The following is a 15,980-nucleotide window of genomic DNA, read 5'->3' on the forward strand; positions in this document are numbered from 1 at the left end:
AGCCAATGGCGTGGTTGTTTTGTATGCACTTATGCAATTATTAGCGGTTCTGATTGTAAAGGTCTTTTATTTCGCTATCGAGCAATTTGCGACTGTAGATCCTCATATTATCGATCAGTCCATTCCAGCGCTGATCATTTACTTTGCTGACACCGACGAGCATACCGCTGGTTGTCGACTCTGCAGTACGGGCTGCGGAACCATCTAGCACGCCGTTTAAATAAAGGCGCGCGGTAGTGCCGTCGTAGGAAACGGCGACGTGTGTCCAAGTTGATAACGGAATAGTTCCGGTGGATATAAGCGGTGTGTTGCCGATATAAGTCTCAAGGTTACCGGCTATCGTACGGCACAGCCAGATGCGCCCGTTCGTTCCGTCTTGTTGCAGAATGAACTCTGCATTTCCGGAAATGGTGTCCATCTTAACCCAAGCTGCTGCTGTGAATGGTGACACGGAAGGATCAAGCATGAACGGCAAGGTACCATAGTCATTGACGCCATCCATATCAATTGCATTACCCATTTTGCCAGCTACCCATGTCGGACCATTGATAAGTGTTCCGGCATCATTGAAGCCAGCCGAATCATTTGCTGTCGTTCCTGACGTTTCGTCAAACCGCCAGTAACCTGCATTATAAATATCCTTAATATTCTCGACCGTCAATTTACGGTTGTAGATTGACAACTCATCGATATCCCCATTCCAAAAGGAGGTGGAAGTCAGTGGTTTATCTGCCCCAATTAGCATGGTATCTGGGGAGGACTCTAATGTTCTCGTTGCTGTCGTATCAAGCTTCCCGTTAATATAGAGCCTGACTGTTGTGCCGTCAAATGTCACTCCAACATATGACCATTGACCAATCGGGACGGTACCTACCGAAATCGTGGCGGCGTTACCGAGATAGGTTTCAAGTGTCCCATCCGCTCGGACACAAAGCCAAATGCGGCCATTGGTACCCTCTTGCTGCAAAATATATTTGGCAGTAGAGGATGTCGCTGCCATTTTAACCCAAGCCATCGCCGAAAAGCCACTCGATTTTCCAGGATTCAGAAAGTTCGGCGTTCGAACGTAATCGTTAACGCCATCTAAATGAAGAGCTCCGCCAAATTTTCCACTAGTCGTCCATGTAGCACCATTGTTGAGTGTGCCGTTATGGCTGAATAAAGTAGCATCCGCTGCAGTAGTGCCGCTTGTTTCGTTAAAATGATAAGTCGCTACCTGTTCCAGATCGTTGGTCGCAACCGTGGTTAGCGCTACAAAACTTTGATTCGCAAGCGTGACTGTAATCTGCCCTGATGAATTCGTCTGAACGTCCCCAATCGACTTCGTGCCGCCCGTACCTTCATCGTTCCAGATAAACATCGAGAACTTCTTGTTCGCAGCAAGTCCGCCGATCGACACTGTCGTTGAAGCTCCCGTGTCATTGAGTGCATAGACGGCCATGTCGGATGTCGTCGGACTTTTAAGCGCTGTCACCAGCTTGCCCGTGGCCGACCCGCTCACGCTAACTACCTGCCAACCCGGTTTTGCTGTTTCCGTTAGAAGACGAGTAACATTATACGATGGTTTGAGCGGATAACCGTCTGTACCGCTGCCGATTTCGGAATAGTACTGCGAGCCGTTGTCATATTTAGACTTGTAGGCGTCCCATTTGACGGTTGCAACGAATCTGCGGTTGAGTGCATTAAAATGAAACCAGGCTTGCTCGAACGCACTTATTGTCGTATCACTAATCGGAGTCGACGTACCGTTCAAGCAGCCTGGGTCAGGACAGGTCGTTTTATCACCGCGCACTCCGTATTCGTTAATGTATACCGGTCTTTGCGCACCAGAGGGTAATCCGCTTACGATCGTTCGAATATCGTCTAGACGTGTAATTCCATAGCTCTTATTGTCGTAGTCCCAATAGATGTGTACAGAATAACCATCAAGCACATCACTCATATTGTTACCCATATAGGTGAACCATGACTGTTGATTCGTGGCGACGAGGTCACCGCCAATTAGCTTGATGCTGCTGCGAATACCATACGTAGTCAAATCTGCCGAAAGAGCTCGATACAGGGATTCGTAGAGGGACTGAGTGATGCTTGTACTGTTCACTTCGTTCTGAATTGTCACATATTGTACAGCCGTAAGTCCTCTTGTGACACGCAGATCATAGAGTACATCTGCGAATGCTTGCATTTGTGTGGTTACATTGGTATAGGGCCCATGCCAATATGTGATGTTCACGGTGGACCCTGAATTTTGAGCGAGCTGCACAGTATTAATAAATGAGCTCATATAGTCCGGATAATTCACTGTGTCAAACGCCTTGTCATCGAAGAAAATACGGACATGCTGCGAGCCGAGTGCATCCACTTTTGCCTCAAGGTCGGGAAGATTCCCTGTCGTAATCCCGTCTACGCTACTAATGGAAGAGTAGAGATTCTGATTGTATTCCGTACCATGCCCAACATAATTAGAAACTAGCACAGCACCGGTATTAACCGTAAACTCTGGTGCAGCGAGCGCGACATCGACCCCAATTAGGGTGTTCGCTGCAATGAAAGGAATCAGAAGCAGGCTACGCGTTTTATTCCATGCCTTTCCCATATCATTAAACCTCCTAACATATTTTACTAAGTGGTATTAGGTAAAAGGTCATACCACTTAACTCCTATGATATTACGAATAAAAATGGACAATTATGACTAGCTTCTTATGTCATTCATATAATCACATATTCCTGAAAATACACCATATTACCCTCTGCTAGGTTGTTTCGATTGTCGCAATAGCGACGAATGCTTCCTCGATTGGCATTTTGACTGCTGACGGACATGTGTTTGTAAACGGGGACAATACGGTAGGATTGTATGGGATCAACGCCACAACACCTACATGTACAAAGTCGAGCGGTACGGGCAGCACGGTGCCCTTGTCCGGGATTGACCGTCTGTATGCCACACAAGGGGCGGTCATGTATGACTGATTCAGACAAATTAAATATCGATTTGAACAAAGAAATGGATTGACGCAGAAATTCGTAAGATGCTATAGTTATACTAACTTAATAAATCTTAGTATTCTCATCGGATATATAATAATTAACGAAAACATTGAATGAATCTACCAGATGACTGGAGATGCATTCCCCATTAGGGGGTGCGTCTTTTTTTTATGAAAAGAGGGGGAACGCATGAACGTTCAGTTTTATTGGTTTGCGCCGTCCAATGGGGATGGCAGTCAGTTAGGTTTGAAAAAACCGGAGCGAGCGCCGACACTTGACTATTTGGTAAAGGTTGCACAAACCGTGGAGGAGCAAGGCTTTGACGGTATTCTGGTACCTGTGGGGATACCGTTCCTAGATTCCTGGATGGTGGGTTCAGCCATCGTACATCACACCACACGATTGAAACCGCTAATTGCTTTTCGACCCGGATTTATAGCTCCTTCTCTGGCTGCGAAGATGGCGTCAACTCTGGATCAGTTCAGTAAAGGAAGGTTAACGATCAATGTGGTCACAGGAGGATCTCCCTATGAATTGGGTCAAGATGGTGATTTTACGGAACACGATGAGAGGTACCTGCGGACGGATGAGTTCTTAAGTGTTATCCGAAAATTATGGGAGCAAAGCGCAGTGGATTATGACGGTGACTACTTCAAACTCAGGCAAAGCACACTCATTCCTTCACATGTTGATGGACGCAAGCCACCTATATATTTCGGTGGTTCTTCACCCGCAGCGCTGGATGTAGCGGCAAAGCATGCAGATATTTATCTCCAGTGGGGCGAGCCGGTCGCCATTGTTAAGCAGCAGATTGCGGAGCTGAGACGCAAAGCGGAAAGCTACCAAAGAGGCCCAATCGAGCTGGGCATCCGCATTCATGTCATTGTTCGTGAGACAGAAGAAGAAGCATGGGAGGCAGCGGAGCAATTGCTGGAGGGCATTGAACCAGAAGTTGAGGCTAAGATGGCGGCTTATTTCAAAGAAGCTGATTCGGTTGCTCAGAATCGAATGAACGAGCTGCTTAAGGGCGATTATCGCTTTGATAAATATAAATGGGCAGGCATCGGCCGAGTGCGCAAGGGGGCAGGGACAGCTGTTGTAGGCACCCCTCAGCAAGTATGGGAAGGTTTGAAGGAATACATCGACCTTGGCGTTACGCATTTTATTTTATCAGGGTTTCCACATGTGGAGGAAGCTGAACGATTTGGCAAAACGGTTCTCCCACTTATACAAAAAAACTTAAAGGAATATACCAAACATGAAAAGCATCCTTCACAGATGTAAGGAAGATTCATTCTGCTTTTATTGAGGTAAATCAGAGGGTTTGTTCATTCAAATTAGCGATCTCAGAGGGGATGAAGCTGCAGAGTCGGATGTCTATCTAGAAGAATTTCTCTATGCTCTGAAAACCCACCCCTATGAACTGACGAATCTTATGGATATTACTTTGCCAGCGAGGGAGGTAACGGCGTGTATAAAGTGATTATTGTGGATGATGAACCATCAGTCAAACGCAGTTTAAAGACAATCATTGAGCGGGAGGCTTCTTCTTTTGAAGTAAGTGCATTTGCTGAGAATGGTCAAGAAGCGCTGGATCTCATTAGCGACACCTTACCGGACCTTGTCATTACAGATATTCGAATGCCAGTGATGGATGGGTTGCGACTGGCAGAGGAGATCAGAAGCCGTGGGATCCAGACTGAAGTGATTATCATTTCCGGATACAGCGATTTTAGCTATGCTAAACAGGCACTTCGACATGGTGTTTCCGATTATCTGCTTAAGCCGCTTGATGTTGACGAAGTATTAAGAGTACTTTCTTTGACCCAGAAGAAATTGGGCAATGAACGTAAAGCCATCATTGAGCGGAGTGAATGGATCGCTGTGTGTAAGGTAGAAGTGGAGACATTGGCGAAACACATGTGGGTCCTCAACGTGGCTGCTGTTTGGGAGCAGCTTGAAGGAATACACGAACGATTGCAGACATATCGAGCCCATTCAGTGAGACTCAAGGAGATGTTTATACACTTGTTTTACTTGCTGCAAGCGGAAGTAGCGGGTCTGAGCGGCAACAAAATTCAATTAAAATCTCTAACCGACTATGAATGGAATGGTCAAGCCGAGTACTTGAAACGACATTTTGAGCTGGTGCTGCAATGTGCAATGGAAGAAATCCGGCGAATTCGGAATTGGGGTTCGCATAAAAATATGATGGAATCCTTGAAACAGATCAATCAGAATTTTGCGAACGAATCGTTTTCCATGATGAACGCAGCTGAACGTGCAGGGATGTCGCCTACGTACTTCAGTAAGTCATTCAAAGAAGAAGCTGGCGTTAGTTACACACAATATATAGCCAAATTACGAATGGACAAGGCGATCGAGCTATTGGGTGATCCGAACAATAAGGTGTATGAGGTTGCCTATGCGGTCGGCTACAATGAATATGCTCATTTTGCTAAAGTGTTCAAAAAGTATTACAAGTTTTCTCCGACGGAGTACCGCCATTCCTTAGAAGGCTCTATTCAAATAGACAAAATGGGTTAATTAGATAAATAAAATAACTTTTAAGGAGATAATCCATGGAAAGAATGGACATCATTCGATCTCGGGTTTTATTTTATAGATGTCGAGTGTAAAGAATATAGACCGATAAGCATCCGCAGAAACTGCGGTTTTTTTATTTTATCTTAACAAATTCTTGTCATTTCTCACCGGAAAAATTGTGGATCACAAGCAACTAATAGTTATAATGATATGGGTAAGTGATCAAGGATAATAAATAACATTAGTGGAAAATAATGTTCGATAGTGAGAATCGTGTGATATATCGAATTAGGGGTTACCTGGTTTCTTCTCAACTAAAAGGGAGAATATTTCCAATTAAAGGAAAATTTCTATGTAGAACCCTTTGGTAAGCATGAGGATGTCTTGTTCATTAGACCGCTTTCTGATTTGGGAAAGCTTCCAACTTTTTGTATACCCAAGTTGGCTCATGCTTAACAACTAAACTAACATAGTTCAGGAGCTGCATCGAAGTAGCTCCTTTTTGATTTCATTGGAGTAACGGATAGAGTTGCGTAATGTTAAAGAAATCATGTACAAACAAAGAATAAAACTGGAGGAAAAAATATGAAAAGAGGAATTAGTTTCGAGATTCCTAATAAGTACGGAAGTTTTCTGGGAGATATATTGAAGCCCTTCGATACGACAGCATTCAACTGGTATATTGGTGGCGAGGAGTCATATTTCGTGAATGAAGGTACTTTAGGGGAACCACTTTTCCCAGAAGAAGAGTACGGTATGGATGGCGTAATTCTTAAAGGAATCATAGAGTTACGATAACTTTGAAACGGGTGGTGGTTACATGGACAGAACTGACTTTCTACTTGAAAAGTATGGTTTAGAACCAAGGATAGAACACAGGGATATTCTTAAAGAATTGCTCGGTAGAGAGTCCATTTGTTGGGCTATCACCCCAAAGCTGATATTTTGAAATTTGCAAATAGCACTACTCACTTGAACTAACGGAAAACGAGAGCTGATGATCATGATAAATTACGTTACGAGCCTCCGAATTCCATTGCGTATAGTGGATGCTGAGCACGTGGAATACTATTCCAAAAAAGGGGTGTGTATCATGCATTACGACTGGATTTGGAAAGCCGTACTCATTATTACCGCTGGCTCGCTGCTCCTCCGACTTACCGGTCGAACGTCAATCGGGAAATTAACGATTGTCGACGTGCTGCTAATGCTGATTCTTGGTCCGTTATTCATTCGACCTGTTGAGAACGAGAATATATGGACAACCTTCGGCACCGCGGTCGTTCTCATTCTGACATTACGGATTATTAGAGCTTTGCTCATACGCTGTGCGCCAATTCGCGCTTTATGGATCGGCAAACCAATACCAATTATCGTGAGCGGAAAGTTGGAGATCGAAGCAATGGAATCGCTAAATCTTACTGACGAAGGTCTTAACGCACAGCTACGTACCGTGGGGATATACGATCGCGATGATGTTGAGTACGCAACTATCGAAGCCGGCGGTCAGCTGACCAGTAAACTGAAGTCGCATAAATTGCTTGCGACGAAGCAGGATATTGAACAGTTGAAGCAGTTCATTGAGGTCAGGCTTTCCCGCTAGACTGCAGAACGGAAAGAAGAACCCAGGATGCAAATAGCCAGAGCCCTTATCAGGACTCTGGCTTTATCTGTTTGCTTTTCCTAATTCCGTTAGCTGATATTGTGGCAGATTTGGTCTAATTAAAGTTTAGTTGAACATTATTTAACGAGAATATTGAGGATGTTGCGTTCCGAAATCCAGACGGATCCGAGGTGCTAATCGCATATAACTCGTAGAACTACTCTTTTATAGGTAACGAGTACTATTCAGCCGCTATGTCGGTAAACAGCTAATGAGGCAAACCGCCTGCGCGCTCAAACATACTGGAGTGCATAAGACAGCGAAGATGCCGCATGCAGCCTTGCATGAGTTTCCAATACGTATACATCTTGCATTGCATTCGGGATCAGCGGTCGCGCTTTTGCCTCTCTTCGGAGTTAGCTTTTTTAATACTCGCTCAAGTTTAGTAAATAGTCGTGTAAGGGCAAGTTGGAGCGATTTATCCATGCTGATCTTTAATATTGTGCCGTCTTTAAATCGTATTTTCTTTGTACGCGTGCAAGAGCAAGAGCAACCACATTGACAACCGCTTTCAAGTTTAACGGGAACAATTGCTTTCTTATTAATGAATCCTCTAGCAGTGATATTGCTATTCTTATCGTGGAGAATAATGTTGGCACTGGATACGCCCTTCACTTGTTTACCAAAGGATGCAATGAGTCTGCTGCTTGTACGATTCAGAGATAGTATTTTGAATGTTACTAAGTTACATGCATTCTGCGTGATGTTCAGAAAGATGTCGGAGACACCTCGACTGGCATTTAAAACCAATTCGATGTTCGCGCTTAAGATGCCTTCTTGCTTGGATTTTATGCTTGCAGTTGCAAAAAGGGTGGTTGTTCCGTTGACTGTGCGTAGTAGTCCGGGCATAGCTATCACTCCCACAATTCGATTGGTGTATACTCTCACAACATATGTGGAACCAAAAGACTCGGTGTGGGTGAATAACTAGAAAGCCTAGCCACTAATAGTAATAGGATCAGACGTCACAATATTTAAAATAGCAATTCTAGTGAAAGTTATCGCAAATTTTTGGCGATATTAGGAGACTTCTGAAATCGTTGCGTTATAACCTAAAGTTTCAAACCTTAATTTCTGTATAAAAATTCCATTCGCCGCTCAAACTAATATCACGTCAAAAATTAGGGGTTTAATTTATGCTTAATTTGATCCAGGAAATTAAATCCATATTCGCTGATCATGATGATTTTTTCATTCAGGAAGAACAATTTGATCAAACAGCCATTTTTCTTATGGGATTTAACACGCTGATAGATTTCACCAATTCAAATTTATATATTCGACAAATGGCGAAACTGTCTACTTCTGTAAATGATCTATTCACTAACCTTAGTGATCAGATTGACGTTGATGCAGCACAAATCATAAAAGCCGTTATAGAAGGCAAATTAGTAATCTTATCAGAAAGCAATCGCAATGCCGTACTGGAACCAATCTCCCGCAACCTAAGACGAAGCATTGATCAGCCCCAAAATGAAAGTATAATTCAAGGTCCTATAGACGCCTTTGGAGAGGATATTGATATTAACTTAGGGTTGATTCGAAAGGGGCTGAACACAGAACGTCTGTGCCATTGTTCTTATCAAGTTGGAGAACTGGCTAAACGTAGGATTTCAATGCTTTATATTAAAGGAAAAGCTCCAAGTGCTCTTATTGAAAAAGTTGACCGGCATTTAAAACAAATTGAAACGGATATTGAAACGATTGATGACCTGAATAAGCATTTTGGTCAACGTAAGTTCAATCCTGTCAGTAATCTATTCTCAACTGAAATTCCGATTCAAGCCATCGATTCGTTAAAAAAGAACAGAGTCGTTCTTTTTTTAGACAATTATCCCTTCGCGCTAGTTTTTCCTCATCTTTTTTTGGATATGTTGAGTACTGTAAACGACCGCAATTTCCCCTTTGGGTTATCACTAATGATTCGAACTCTAAGAGGACTAGGAGCTTTGGCCACACTTATACTTCCCGCTTTATATGTTGCCTTAACGTCAGTTAACCCTGATGTATTAAAAATTGATCTCGCCTTGTTTATCTCAGAAAGCAGAGAGGGAATTCCATTAACCCCTATAGTTGAAACCCTTACAATGGTCGTGTTAGTTGATTTAACACTAGAAGCAATTGTGAGACTCCCTAAAAGCGTAGGTCCTACGATTACAATGGTTGGAGGAATCATACTTGGCCAGGCGATGGTTGAAGCGAAATTAGTCAGTAATTTATTAGTCATTGTGATCACCGCGATGCTAATTGCAAGTTCATCAGTAGTAGGAGTGCAAAATTCATTGTATATTCGCGCTCTAAAATACCCCATTTTAATTTTGGCATCTGTTTACGGTATTTTAGGTTTATTTACTGGTTTAACTTTTGTATGCATATATTTGGCAAGTTTAACGACATGCGATATTCCGTATATGACATTTCGCATCGAAGGAAAGGGCGACACAAAGTGACTCAAAGGTTACAGATCGGATTGGTTTTTATTATCATGTATATGGCATTTGGTTTTTTGCAATATCCTAATCTCATATATAAATTAACGAATACCGGTCAATGGGTAGTGGTTCTTTCTTACGGAATGGTGCAACTGATTCTAATGATGATCTACAAGAAAGGGTTAAATTATTTCCCCAATAAAGATGTTATTGATATTTTTTTGGAAATGGGAAGATGGGCTGCATTCATTTTTCTAATCCCATATGTACTCAATCTGACTGCGCTGGTTGCGATGAGTCTTCGTAACCATGCTGAAAGCATTGGTTCGATTTTTTTGATTCAGACACCTAGTTGGTCCATATTGATCCTTCTCCTCGTCATTTCAACGTATACAGCTATAAAAGGCTTAGGCACGATTTTACGTTCTTCCGTTTTCATTTTCTTTATCGTAAATTTTTTGGTGGTTTTTGTCATTATTACCTCGATTGTAAATTTTGATTTTAAGAACGCTTTGCCGGCTTGGCCGTCATCGTCATCTCTCGATTTCTTAACGGATATAAATTTTTTCTATCTTATTGGATTCTCGTCTTTATTTTTAGGATTTGTACCACCCGAAACCAATTTGACGTTCGGCCAACTTTTTGCGGCATGGACTTATGTGATTTTATTCTATCTAGCTGTTGTGTATATTCCGCTTTTTATTTTTGGGCAAGAAACAGTCGTTACTTTTCCTTTTCCTGCAAAAGAGGCGGCGGATTCCATTGACATGAATTGGTTTGTATTCAACCAGCAAACAATATTTTTCGGCATATCATTAGTGGGGTTCACAATTCTATTAAATGCCGTTTTACTATGGATGATCGCACAAATCATTCAGAAATTGTTCAATTGGCAGAAAATCAAAACCTCTTATTGGATTAGCGCCTTTTCACTTATCGCATTTATTTTCGCTGTATCGGTTCCGAATCAGGCCTGGATTGAAAAACTCGCTTTATGGAGTGCAGGTGCTCATGTTTTTTCAATTGTTATTCTTCCAATTACCATTGTTATCTATGGTGTCTTAGCTGGTAGGGGGATGGCGGGTTATGAAAATAAATAAACATATTAAAAATGTTGTTGTTCTTATGTCTTTAACCCTTCTCTGCGGGTGTTGGGATATTAAAGAAATAGATAAGCGTGATATTCCTTTAATTATCGGGATTTCCAAGGAAAACGATGACCAATTCAAAGTGACATTGTATACGCCAATAACAGAAAAAGGCAGCAAATTGTCAAGAACAGTAACCCATAAAGGTGCAAACGTTTCAAGTGTTCTGGGACAGCTGAAAACAAATGCTGAAGATGCCGTGTACTACAAACAAGTACGATTAATTATCATCCATAACAATTTGGCAAATAACAAAGAAGATTTGAGTGAAGTGTTTAAGTTTTTAATGAAATCACAGGAATTACCGTCAGTAGCTATGCTAGCCATGACAGATGAAAATATCGAAAAAATGTTTTCAAATGTTAAGGAAAAACTTGATGTACATGCAACTTCTATAATTGACTATTTTTATAAAGGGGCCGATTGGGCACCGGAGGTCTCGAGCATCCGTATTTGGGAAGTTTATCGGAGTTTGTTTTCATATACAAAAGATATAGCCGTTCCTATTGTTAATTCCGGAAAAGATACTTTATTAAGCTTTGAGGGTTCCACTGTATTGAGAAATGGAATAATAATGGATAGAATTAGCCCGAGTGAAAATCAATTAGTTAATTTGTTCCAAAACCATAATACAAAAAGAATGATAGAGAGTCTGGGCTACGCCAGCATCTTGGTAACAAAAAGCTCATTGCAAATTAACACGTCGATGAAAAATAGTGATCCACAGGTGTCAAGCGATTTATATATGAAGATAGACATTTTAGAAAGAAAAGAAGGCGTCACGAATGACCGGATACAAAGTGAACTTGAAAAGCTGATCGAAAAGCGATTTTACCACATGTTCGAGCAAGCCCAAAGAAACAAAACGGACATTTTCGGATTTGGACAACATTTCCGTAATCAAATTCCTTATCATGAATTGAAAAACTGGCGAGAAGAATATTATCCTAATATAAAAGTGAATTTTCAGGTCCATGTAAAAATGGATTAAACCCGTTTGAGGGATTTTACAAAACATTATTACTGAGTTAACACAACTATGAAAAATGCAATGTACAATGATGTTGTTACGATCGTTTCAATAAAGAGGGGATTTGGCGATGACTCTGCTACATGTGATCGGCAAAAAGCCAGTGATCGCAGCGGTGCGCAAGATGGCTGATTTGAATAAGGCACTGGACTCGGAAGTCGACAATGTCTTCTTCATGGGAGGCAATGCCGCTGAGATTATCGATGCTGTTCGATCTACACATGCAACCGGGAAAAACGCATTTGTGCATCTTGATCTGATTCGAGGGTTGTCGAGCACGGACAAGGAAACGATAGACTTGGTGACGCAGTTTATCGGCGCCCGTGGTATCGTCACGCCGAAGAGCCACTTGGTCAAGGCTGCTAAACAAGCTGGCCTGTTTGCAATACTTCACCTGTTCGTGATCGATACGTTGGCGGTGGAGAACGGCTTAAAATTGGTAGAATCGGTGGAACCTGACTGCATCGAATTGATGCCGGGCGTCATTCCGAAAGTGATTGAACGGTTTGCGACGGCCAACGAACAGATTCCGGTAATCGCAAGCGGATTGATTCATACGCTGGAAGAGGCTAAGATGGCATTGAATGCAGGCGCTACATCGTTATCCGTCACCGAAGCTAGTTTATGGTCAAAAAGCTTCGAAGACATTCTTCAATAATTACATATCAAACCAAATGAGTTTGTGAGATGAGAGAAAACTCAAAGGGTTGCAGACTTCCGAATTATACGTCGGAGGCTGGACTCTTTGCGTCTTCTCTCATTTTTTTGTTGCGAGAGGAGTGATGCAGCCAACATGAGTGGCAAAAGCAGTGAGTAAGTACAGATATTGTGAAAGCCCTACTACAACTATACTTTTGGAGGTTATCCCTATTATGACTATTCGTCGATTGTCTCGACTTTTATGCTTAACGCTTGTCGTTATCGTGATATTAACCGCATGTGGCCGCACCGCAACTACTACTGTCGGTAGCTCAACCCAAGCTCCTGCTTGGACAGGGGAGATTACCGTATGGGATGGTCCTCGTTGGTCCGACGCTGCCAGTAACAACAAATATTTCTGGTTAGAACAAAAGAAAGCAGAGTTTGAATCGAAACACCCCGGCGTTACGATTAAGATCGTACAAGTGCCATGGGCTGAGATGGAAGACAAGTTGAATGTAGCGATCGCGGGAAAAGCTTGGCCAGATCTGGGTTACAACATAAGCAACCGAATAGCAAGCGTTAAAAATATTCAACAAGGTGTCATTGAACCGGTCGATGGTGTCTACACAAAAGAAGAATGGAACGATTTTTTCCCGAACACATTAGAACAATTCCAATATGAAGGTCATACGTATGGAATTCCAATTAGTTCGCGGGTACACACGTTGTTACTTAACTTGGATATTTTCAAGGAAAAAGGGGTAGAGCCTCCTAAAGATGGCAAGTGGACATATGAGCAGTTTGTCGAGAAAATGCAGAAATTAACAGGTAATAACAAATTCGGCGTGTCGACCTACATCATGCCCAGCTATTATGAAGCTTGGCCGTTCATCATGATGGATGGAGGCAAACCACTTAGCAATGATATGAATCAATACACATTTGATTCTCCTGAAGCGATTAGCGGATTACAGAAATTCCTTGATCTAAAGTTTAAATACAAAGTGGCTCCGTCTGACATGGGTACTGTCAACGTAGGGGATGCCTGGAAACAGTTCGCGGCTATGGACAAACGATTAATGGCCGTGATGCCGTGGAACTCTTGGGCGATTGCTTCTGCGCAAAAGGATCCTTATAAAATGAATTTCACCGTAGCGGAATATCCTACCGGCTCGACAGGCAAGTCCATGACTGTAGGGGACGTGTTAGGATGGGTCATGTTCAAACAAAAAGATGACGCGAAAAGTAAAATGGTTGCTGAGTTCATGAAGTCACTTTCAACAACAGAAGAGATATATACGACGGCTAAGTATTATGGCGTGTTCGCCTCCCGAAAATCTTCTGCTGAGAAGCGTCCATTCCAGGATAATCCTCAAATGGAGATAGCTCAGAAAATCGCTGAAACTGCGGTAATCATGCCTCGCCATCCACAATGGGCGAAGATTGATGAAGCGATCCAGAAGGAAATGCAGCTTGCTGTGAACGGCACTAAATCAGCCGAGCAGGCGCTTAAGGACGCGCGCAAGGTTATCGATCCATTGTTGAAGAAGTAAGTTGAAAAGCCAAAGGTTACCTTGTTTTTATCTACCGTTACCTTGCATTATTTAGATACGAAGGAGGGTTCGGCTTGAATCCTATTATACAGGCTGCGAAGAGCAAGCCGACTCTCGGGAAGCTTCTGTTCCGTGGGTTCAGACATGCAGCACCGGCCTATGCCTTTCTTATACCTAAGCTGCTCTTATTTGCTTTATTTACTGTAATTCCAGTAGTATGGTCGCTTGTGCTTTCTTTTCAGGAGTTTGGAGTTTTCACGACGAAGTGGGTTGGTTTTGCCAATTATATCGATGCATTCCGCAATGAAATGTTCCAGACATCGATCTGGAATACGGCTCTCTACACCGTTGCTACAGTACCTTTTTCTGTAGCGACGGCATTAATAATTGCTTCCCTGGTATACCCCCTTCGCCCCAAGGCAAGGACGTTCTTCCGTGCGGCTTTCTATATTCCATCTGTGACCTCAATGGTCGTTATTGCGATGGTTTGGCGCTGGATGTTCAATTATAGGTTTGGTTTGTTTAATGACTTTTTGGCTGTATTAGGACTGGAGCCGATCGATTGGTTGGGGCAGACGTCGATGGCGCTTTGGTCGCTTGTAATCATGAATCTGCTTATCCCGCCTGGGGCGGGGATTATCATTTACCTGGCAGCCATGGGAGCCCTTAATCCGAATTTGTATGAAGCGGCTCGCATTGACGGAGCGTCATCTTTCCAGATTTGGCGGAGTATCACTGTACCTTTGTTAAAGCCGACTACGTTTTACTTGATGATACTTTCGATGATTGGTTCATTCCAGGTGTTCACCCAGATTGTGATGATGACAGATGGAGGGCCGGGCAATGCAACGGAAACAGTCGTTCATGTCATTTATAAGACAGCGTTCCGTGACTTTGAATATGGGCTTGCTTCTGCACAATCTGTGATTCTGTTCCTGATCATTCTCTTGTTCTCCGTCATACAATACCGCCTATTGGGTGATGAAGGGGGTCGAAACTCTTGAGTTATAGTGCTCGCAATCGACTGAGCGCAGCCCTCGTATACGGAATGCTGACGATCGCCGCCTTAATCACTCTACTACCGTTGTATTGGATATTCACCACCTCGCTTCAGCTGTCAACTTATCAGAATGAAGTGATGAAAGTGCCTGTTTCCTTTGTTGAAGCTGATCCACCCAAGATGTATCCCTACGGGATGGTGGAATATGTCTCTCAGTGGAACAAGAAGCATATGGCAGAGCAACAGGGAGATGTAACTCAGGTAAAATATCATGCTGCAAAAATGAAGGAAGTGGTGGATTCCACTTTCACGACATATGTGTACTTGTTCAAAAGCACACAGGTCGTTCGTTGGATGTTGAACACATTATTCATTGCTGTGATTGGAGCGATCGGAAATATCGTTTTCGATACGATGGCAGGGTACGTACTAGCTAAGAAGCAATTTCCGGGTCGCATGGCGGTATTCTGGATCATACTCGCAACGATGATGATTCCAGAGCAGGTCACGTTAGTGCCTACGTTTATGCTTGTGCAGAAGATGCATCTGTTTGATACGCAGTGGGCGATCGTATTGCCTGGTTTGGCCGGTGCTTTCGGTGTGTTCCTCATGCGCCAATTTCTGCTAGGCACTCCAACCGAGTTAATAGAAGCAAGCAAGATCGACGGAGCATCGGAATGGCGGGTATTTGTCAACGTCGTCGTGCCAATGGCACTTCCGGCTATGGCTTCGTTAGGAATCTTTACTTTCGTTGCTCAGTGGAACTCCTTCCTGTGGCCGATTATCGTGTTGAACGACGTAAAGCTGTTCACGCTGACTGCGGGTCTTAAGACGTTGCAAGACGCCAATCTAGCTAACTTTAAGTTACTTATGACAGGTGCTGCTGTGGGGGCGCTTCCGGTTATTGTTATGTTTCTTATGCTTCAAAAATATTTCATCCAAGGCCTGACAATGGGCGGGGTTAAAGAGTAG

At 42.9% G+C, this 15,980-nt stretch carries 12 protein-coding genes and 1 pseudogene; 12 read left to right on the forward strand and 1 reads right to left on the reverse strand.

Annotated features, from left to right (window positions below; translation table 11 throughout):
- Positions 1 to 40: 40 nt before the first annotated feature.
- On the reverse strand, positions 41 to 2,596 hold the full coding sequence (locus tag AC58QO_RS16325) for a LamG domain-containing protein (protein ID WP_497267225.1): 2,556 nt from the start codon (positions 2,594 to 2,596) through the stop codon (positions 41 to 43).
- Positions 2,597 to 3,182: 586 nt separating this feature from the next.
- Between AC58QO_RS16325 and AC58QO_RS16330 the strand changes: the two genes are divergently transcribed.
- The 12 genes and pseudogenes from AC58QO_RS16330 (at position 3,183) to AC58QO_RS16385 (ending at position 15,980) form a co-directional block, all read left to right on the forward strand.
- A complete protein-coding gene (locus AC58QO_RS16330) occupies positions 3,183 to 4,277 on the forward strand; it encodes an LLM class flavin-dependent oxidoreductase (RefSeq protein WP_497267227.1) in 1,095 nt (364 codons plus the stop codon).
- A 186-nt stretch (positions 4,278 to 4,463) separates the two neighbouring features.
- The gene (locus tag AC58QO_RS16335; RefSeq protein ID WP_497267229.1) at positions 4,464 to 5,540 is read left to right on the forward strand and encodes a response regulator; all 1,077 of its coding nucleotides are present in this window, start codon (positions 4,464 to 4,466) and stop codon (positions 5,538 to 5,540) included.
- A gap of 585 nt (positions 5,541 to 6,125) precedes the next feature.
- A complete protein-coding gene (locus AC58QO_RS16340) occupies positions 6,126 to 6,338 on the forward strand; it encodes a DUF2691 family protein (RefSeq protein ID WP_497267231.1) in 213 nt (70 codons plus the stop codon).
- A gap of 295 nt (positions 6,339 to 6,633) precedes the next feature.
- A complete protein-coding gene (locus AC58QO_RS16345; RefSeq protein WP_497267233.1) occupies positions 6,634 to 7,143 on the forward strand; it encodes a DUF421 domain-containing protein in 510 nt (169 codons plus the stop codon).
- Positions 7,144 to 7,292: 149 nt separating this feature from the next.
- Positions 7,293 to 7,358 (forward strand): annotated as a pseudogene (locus AC58QO_RS16350) (glycoside hydrolase family 30 beta sandwich domain-containing protein); the annotation flags it as partial.
- 981 nt (positions 7,359 to 8,339) lie between these two features.
- Positions 8,340 to 9,653: a spore germination protein gene (locus AC58QO_RS16355; protein WP_497267235.1), complete on the forward strand. Its 1,314-nt coding sequence runs from the start codon at positions 8,340 to 8,342 to the stop codon at positions 9,651 to 9,653.
- Complete coding sequence (locus AC58QO_RS16360) at positions 9,650 to 10,735, forward strand: GerAB/ArcD/ProY family transporter (RefSeq protein ID WP_497267237.1); 1,086 nt, start codon at positions 9,650 to 9,652, stop codon at positions 10,733 to 10,735. Before AC58QO_RS16355 ends, AC58QO_RS16360 begins: the two co-directional genes overlap by 4 nt.
- The gene (locus AC58QO_RS16365; protein WP_497267239.1) at positions 10,722 to 11,774 is read left to right on the forward strand and encodes a Ger(x)C family spore germination protein; all 1,053 of its coding nucleotides are present in this window, start codon (positions 10,722 to 10,724) and stop codon (positions 11,772 to 11,774) included. Before AC58QO_RS16360 ends, AC58QO_RS16365 begins: the two co-directional genes overlap by 14 nt.
- A 109-nt stretch (positions 11,775 to 11,883) precedes the next feature.
- Positions 11,884 to 12,471 carry a glycerol-3-phosphate responsive antiterminator gene (locus AC58QO_RS16370; protein ID WP_497267241.1) on the forward strand — a complete coding sequence of 196 codons (588 nt, stop codon included), beginning with the start codon at positions 11,884 to 11,886 and terminating at the stop codon, positions 12,469 to 12,471.
- A 214-nt stretch (positions 12,472 to 12,685) separates the two neighbouring features.
- Positions 12,686 to 14,008: a sugar ABC transporter substrate-binding protein gene (locus tag AC58QO_RS16375; protein ID WP_497267243.1), complete on the forward strand. Its 1,323-nt coding sequence runs from the start codon at positions 12,686 to 12,688 to the stop codon at positions 14,006 to 14,008.
- A gap of 74 nt (positions 14,009 to 14,082) precedes the next feature.
- The gene (locus AC58QO_RS16380; protein ID WP_497267245.1) at positions 14,083 to 15,012 is read left to right on the forward strand and encodes a carbohydrate ABC transporter permease; all 930 of its coding nucleotides are present in this window, start codon (positions 14,083 to 14,085) and stop codon (positions 15,010 to 15,012) included.
- Positions 15,009 to 15,980 (forward strand): carbohydrate ABC transporter permease, encoded by a 972-nt coding sequence (locus AC58QO_RS16385; protein WP_497267247.1) that lies wholly within the window; start codon positions 15,009 to 15,011, stop codon positions 15,978 to 15,980. Before AC58QO_RS16380 ends, AC58QO_RS16385 begins: the two co-directional genes overlap by 4 nt.

The organism is Paenibacillus sp. J31R30, assembly GCF_059692115.1.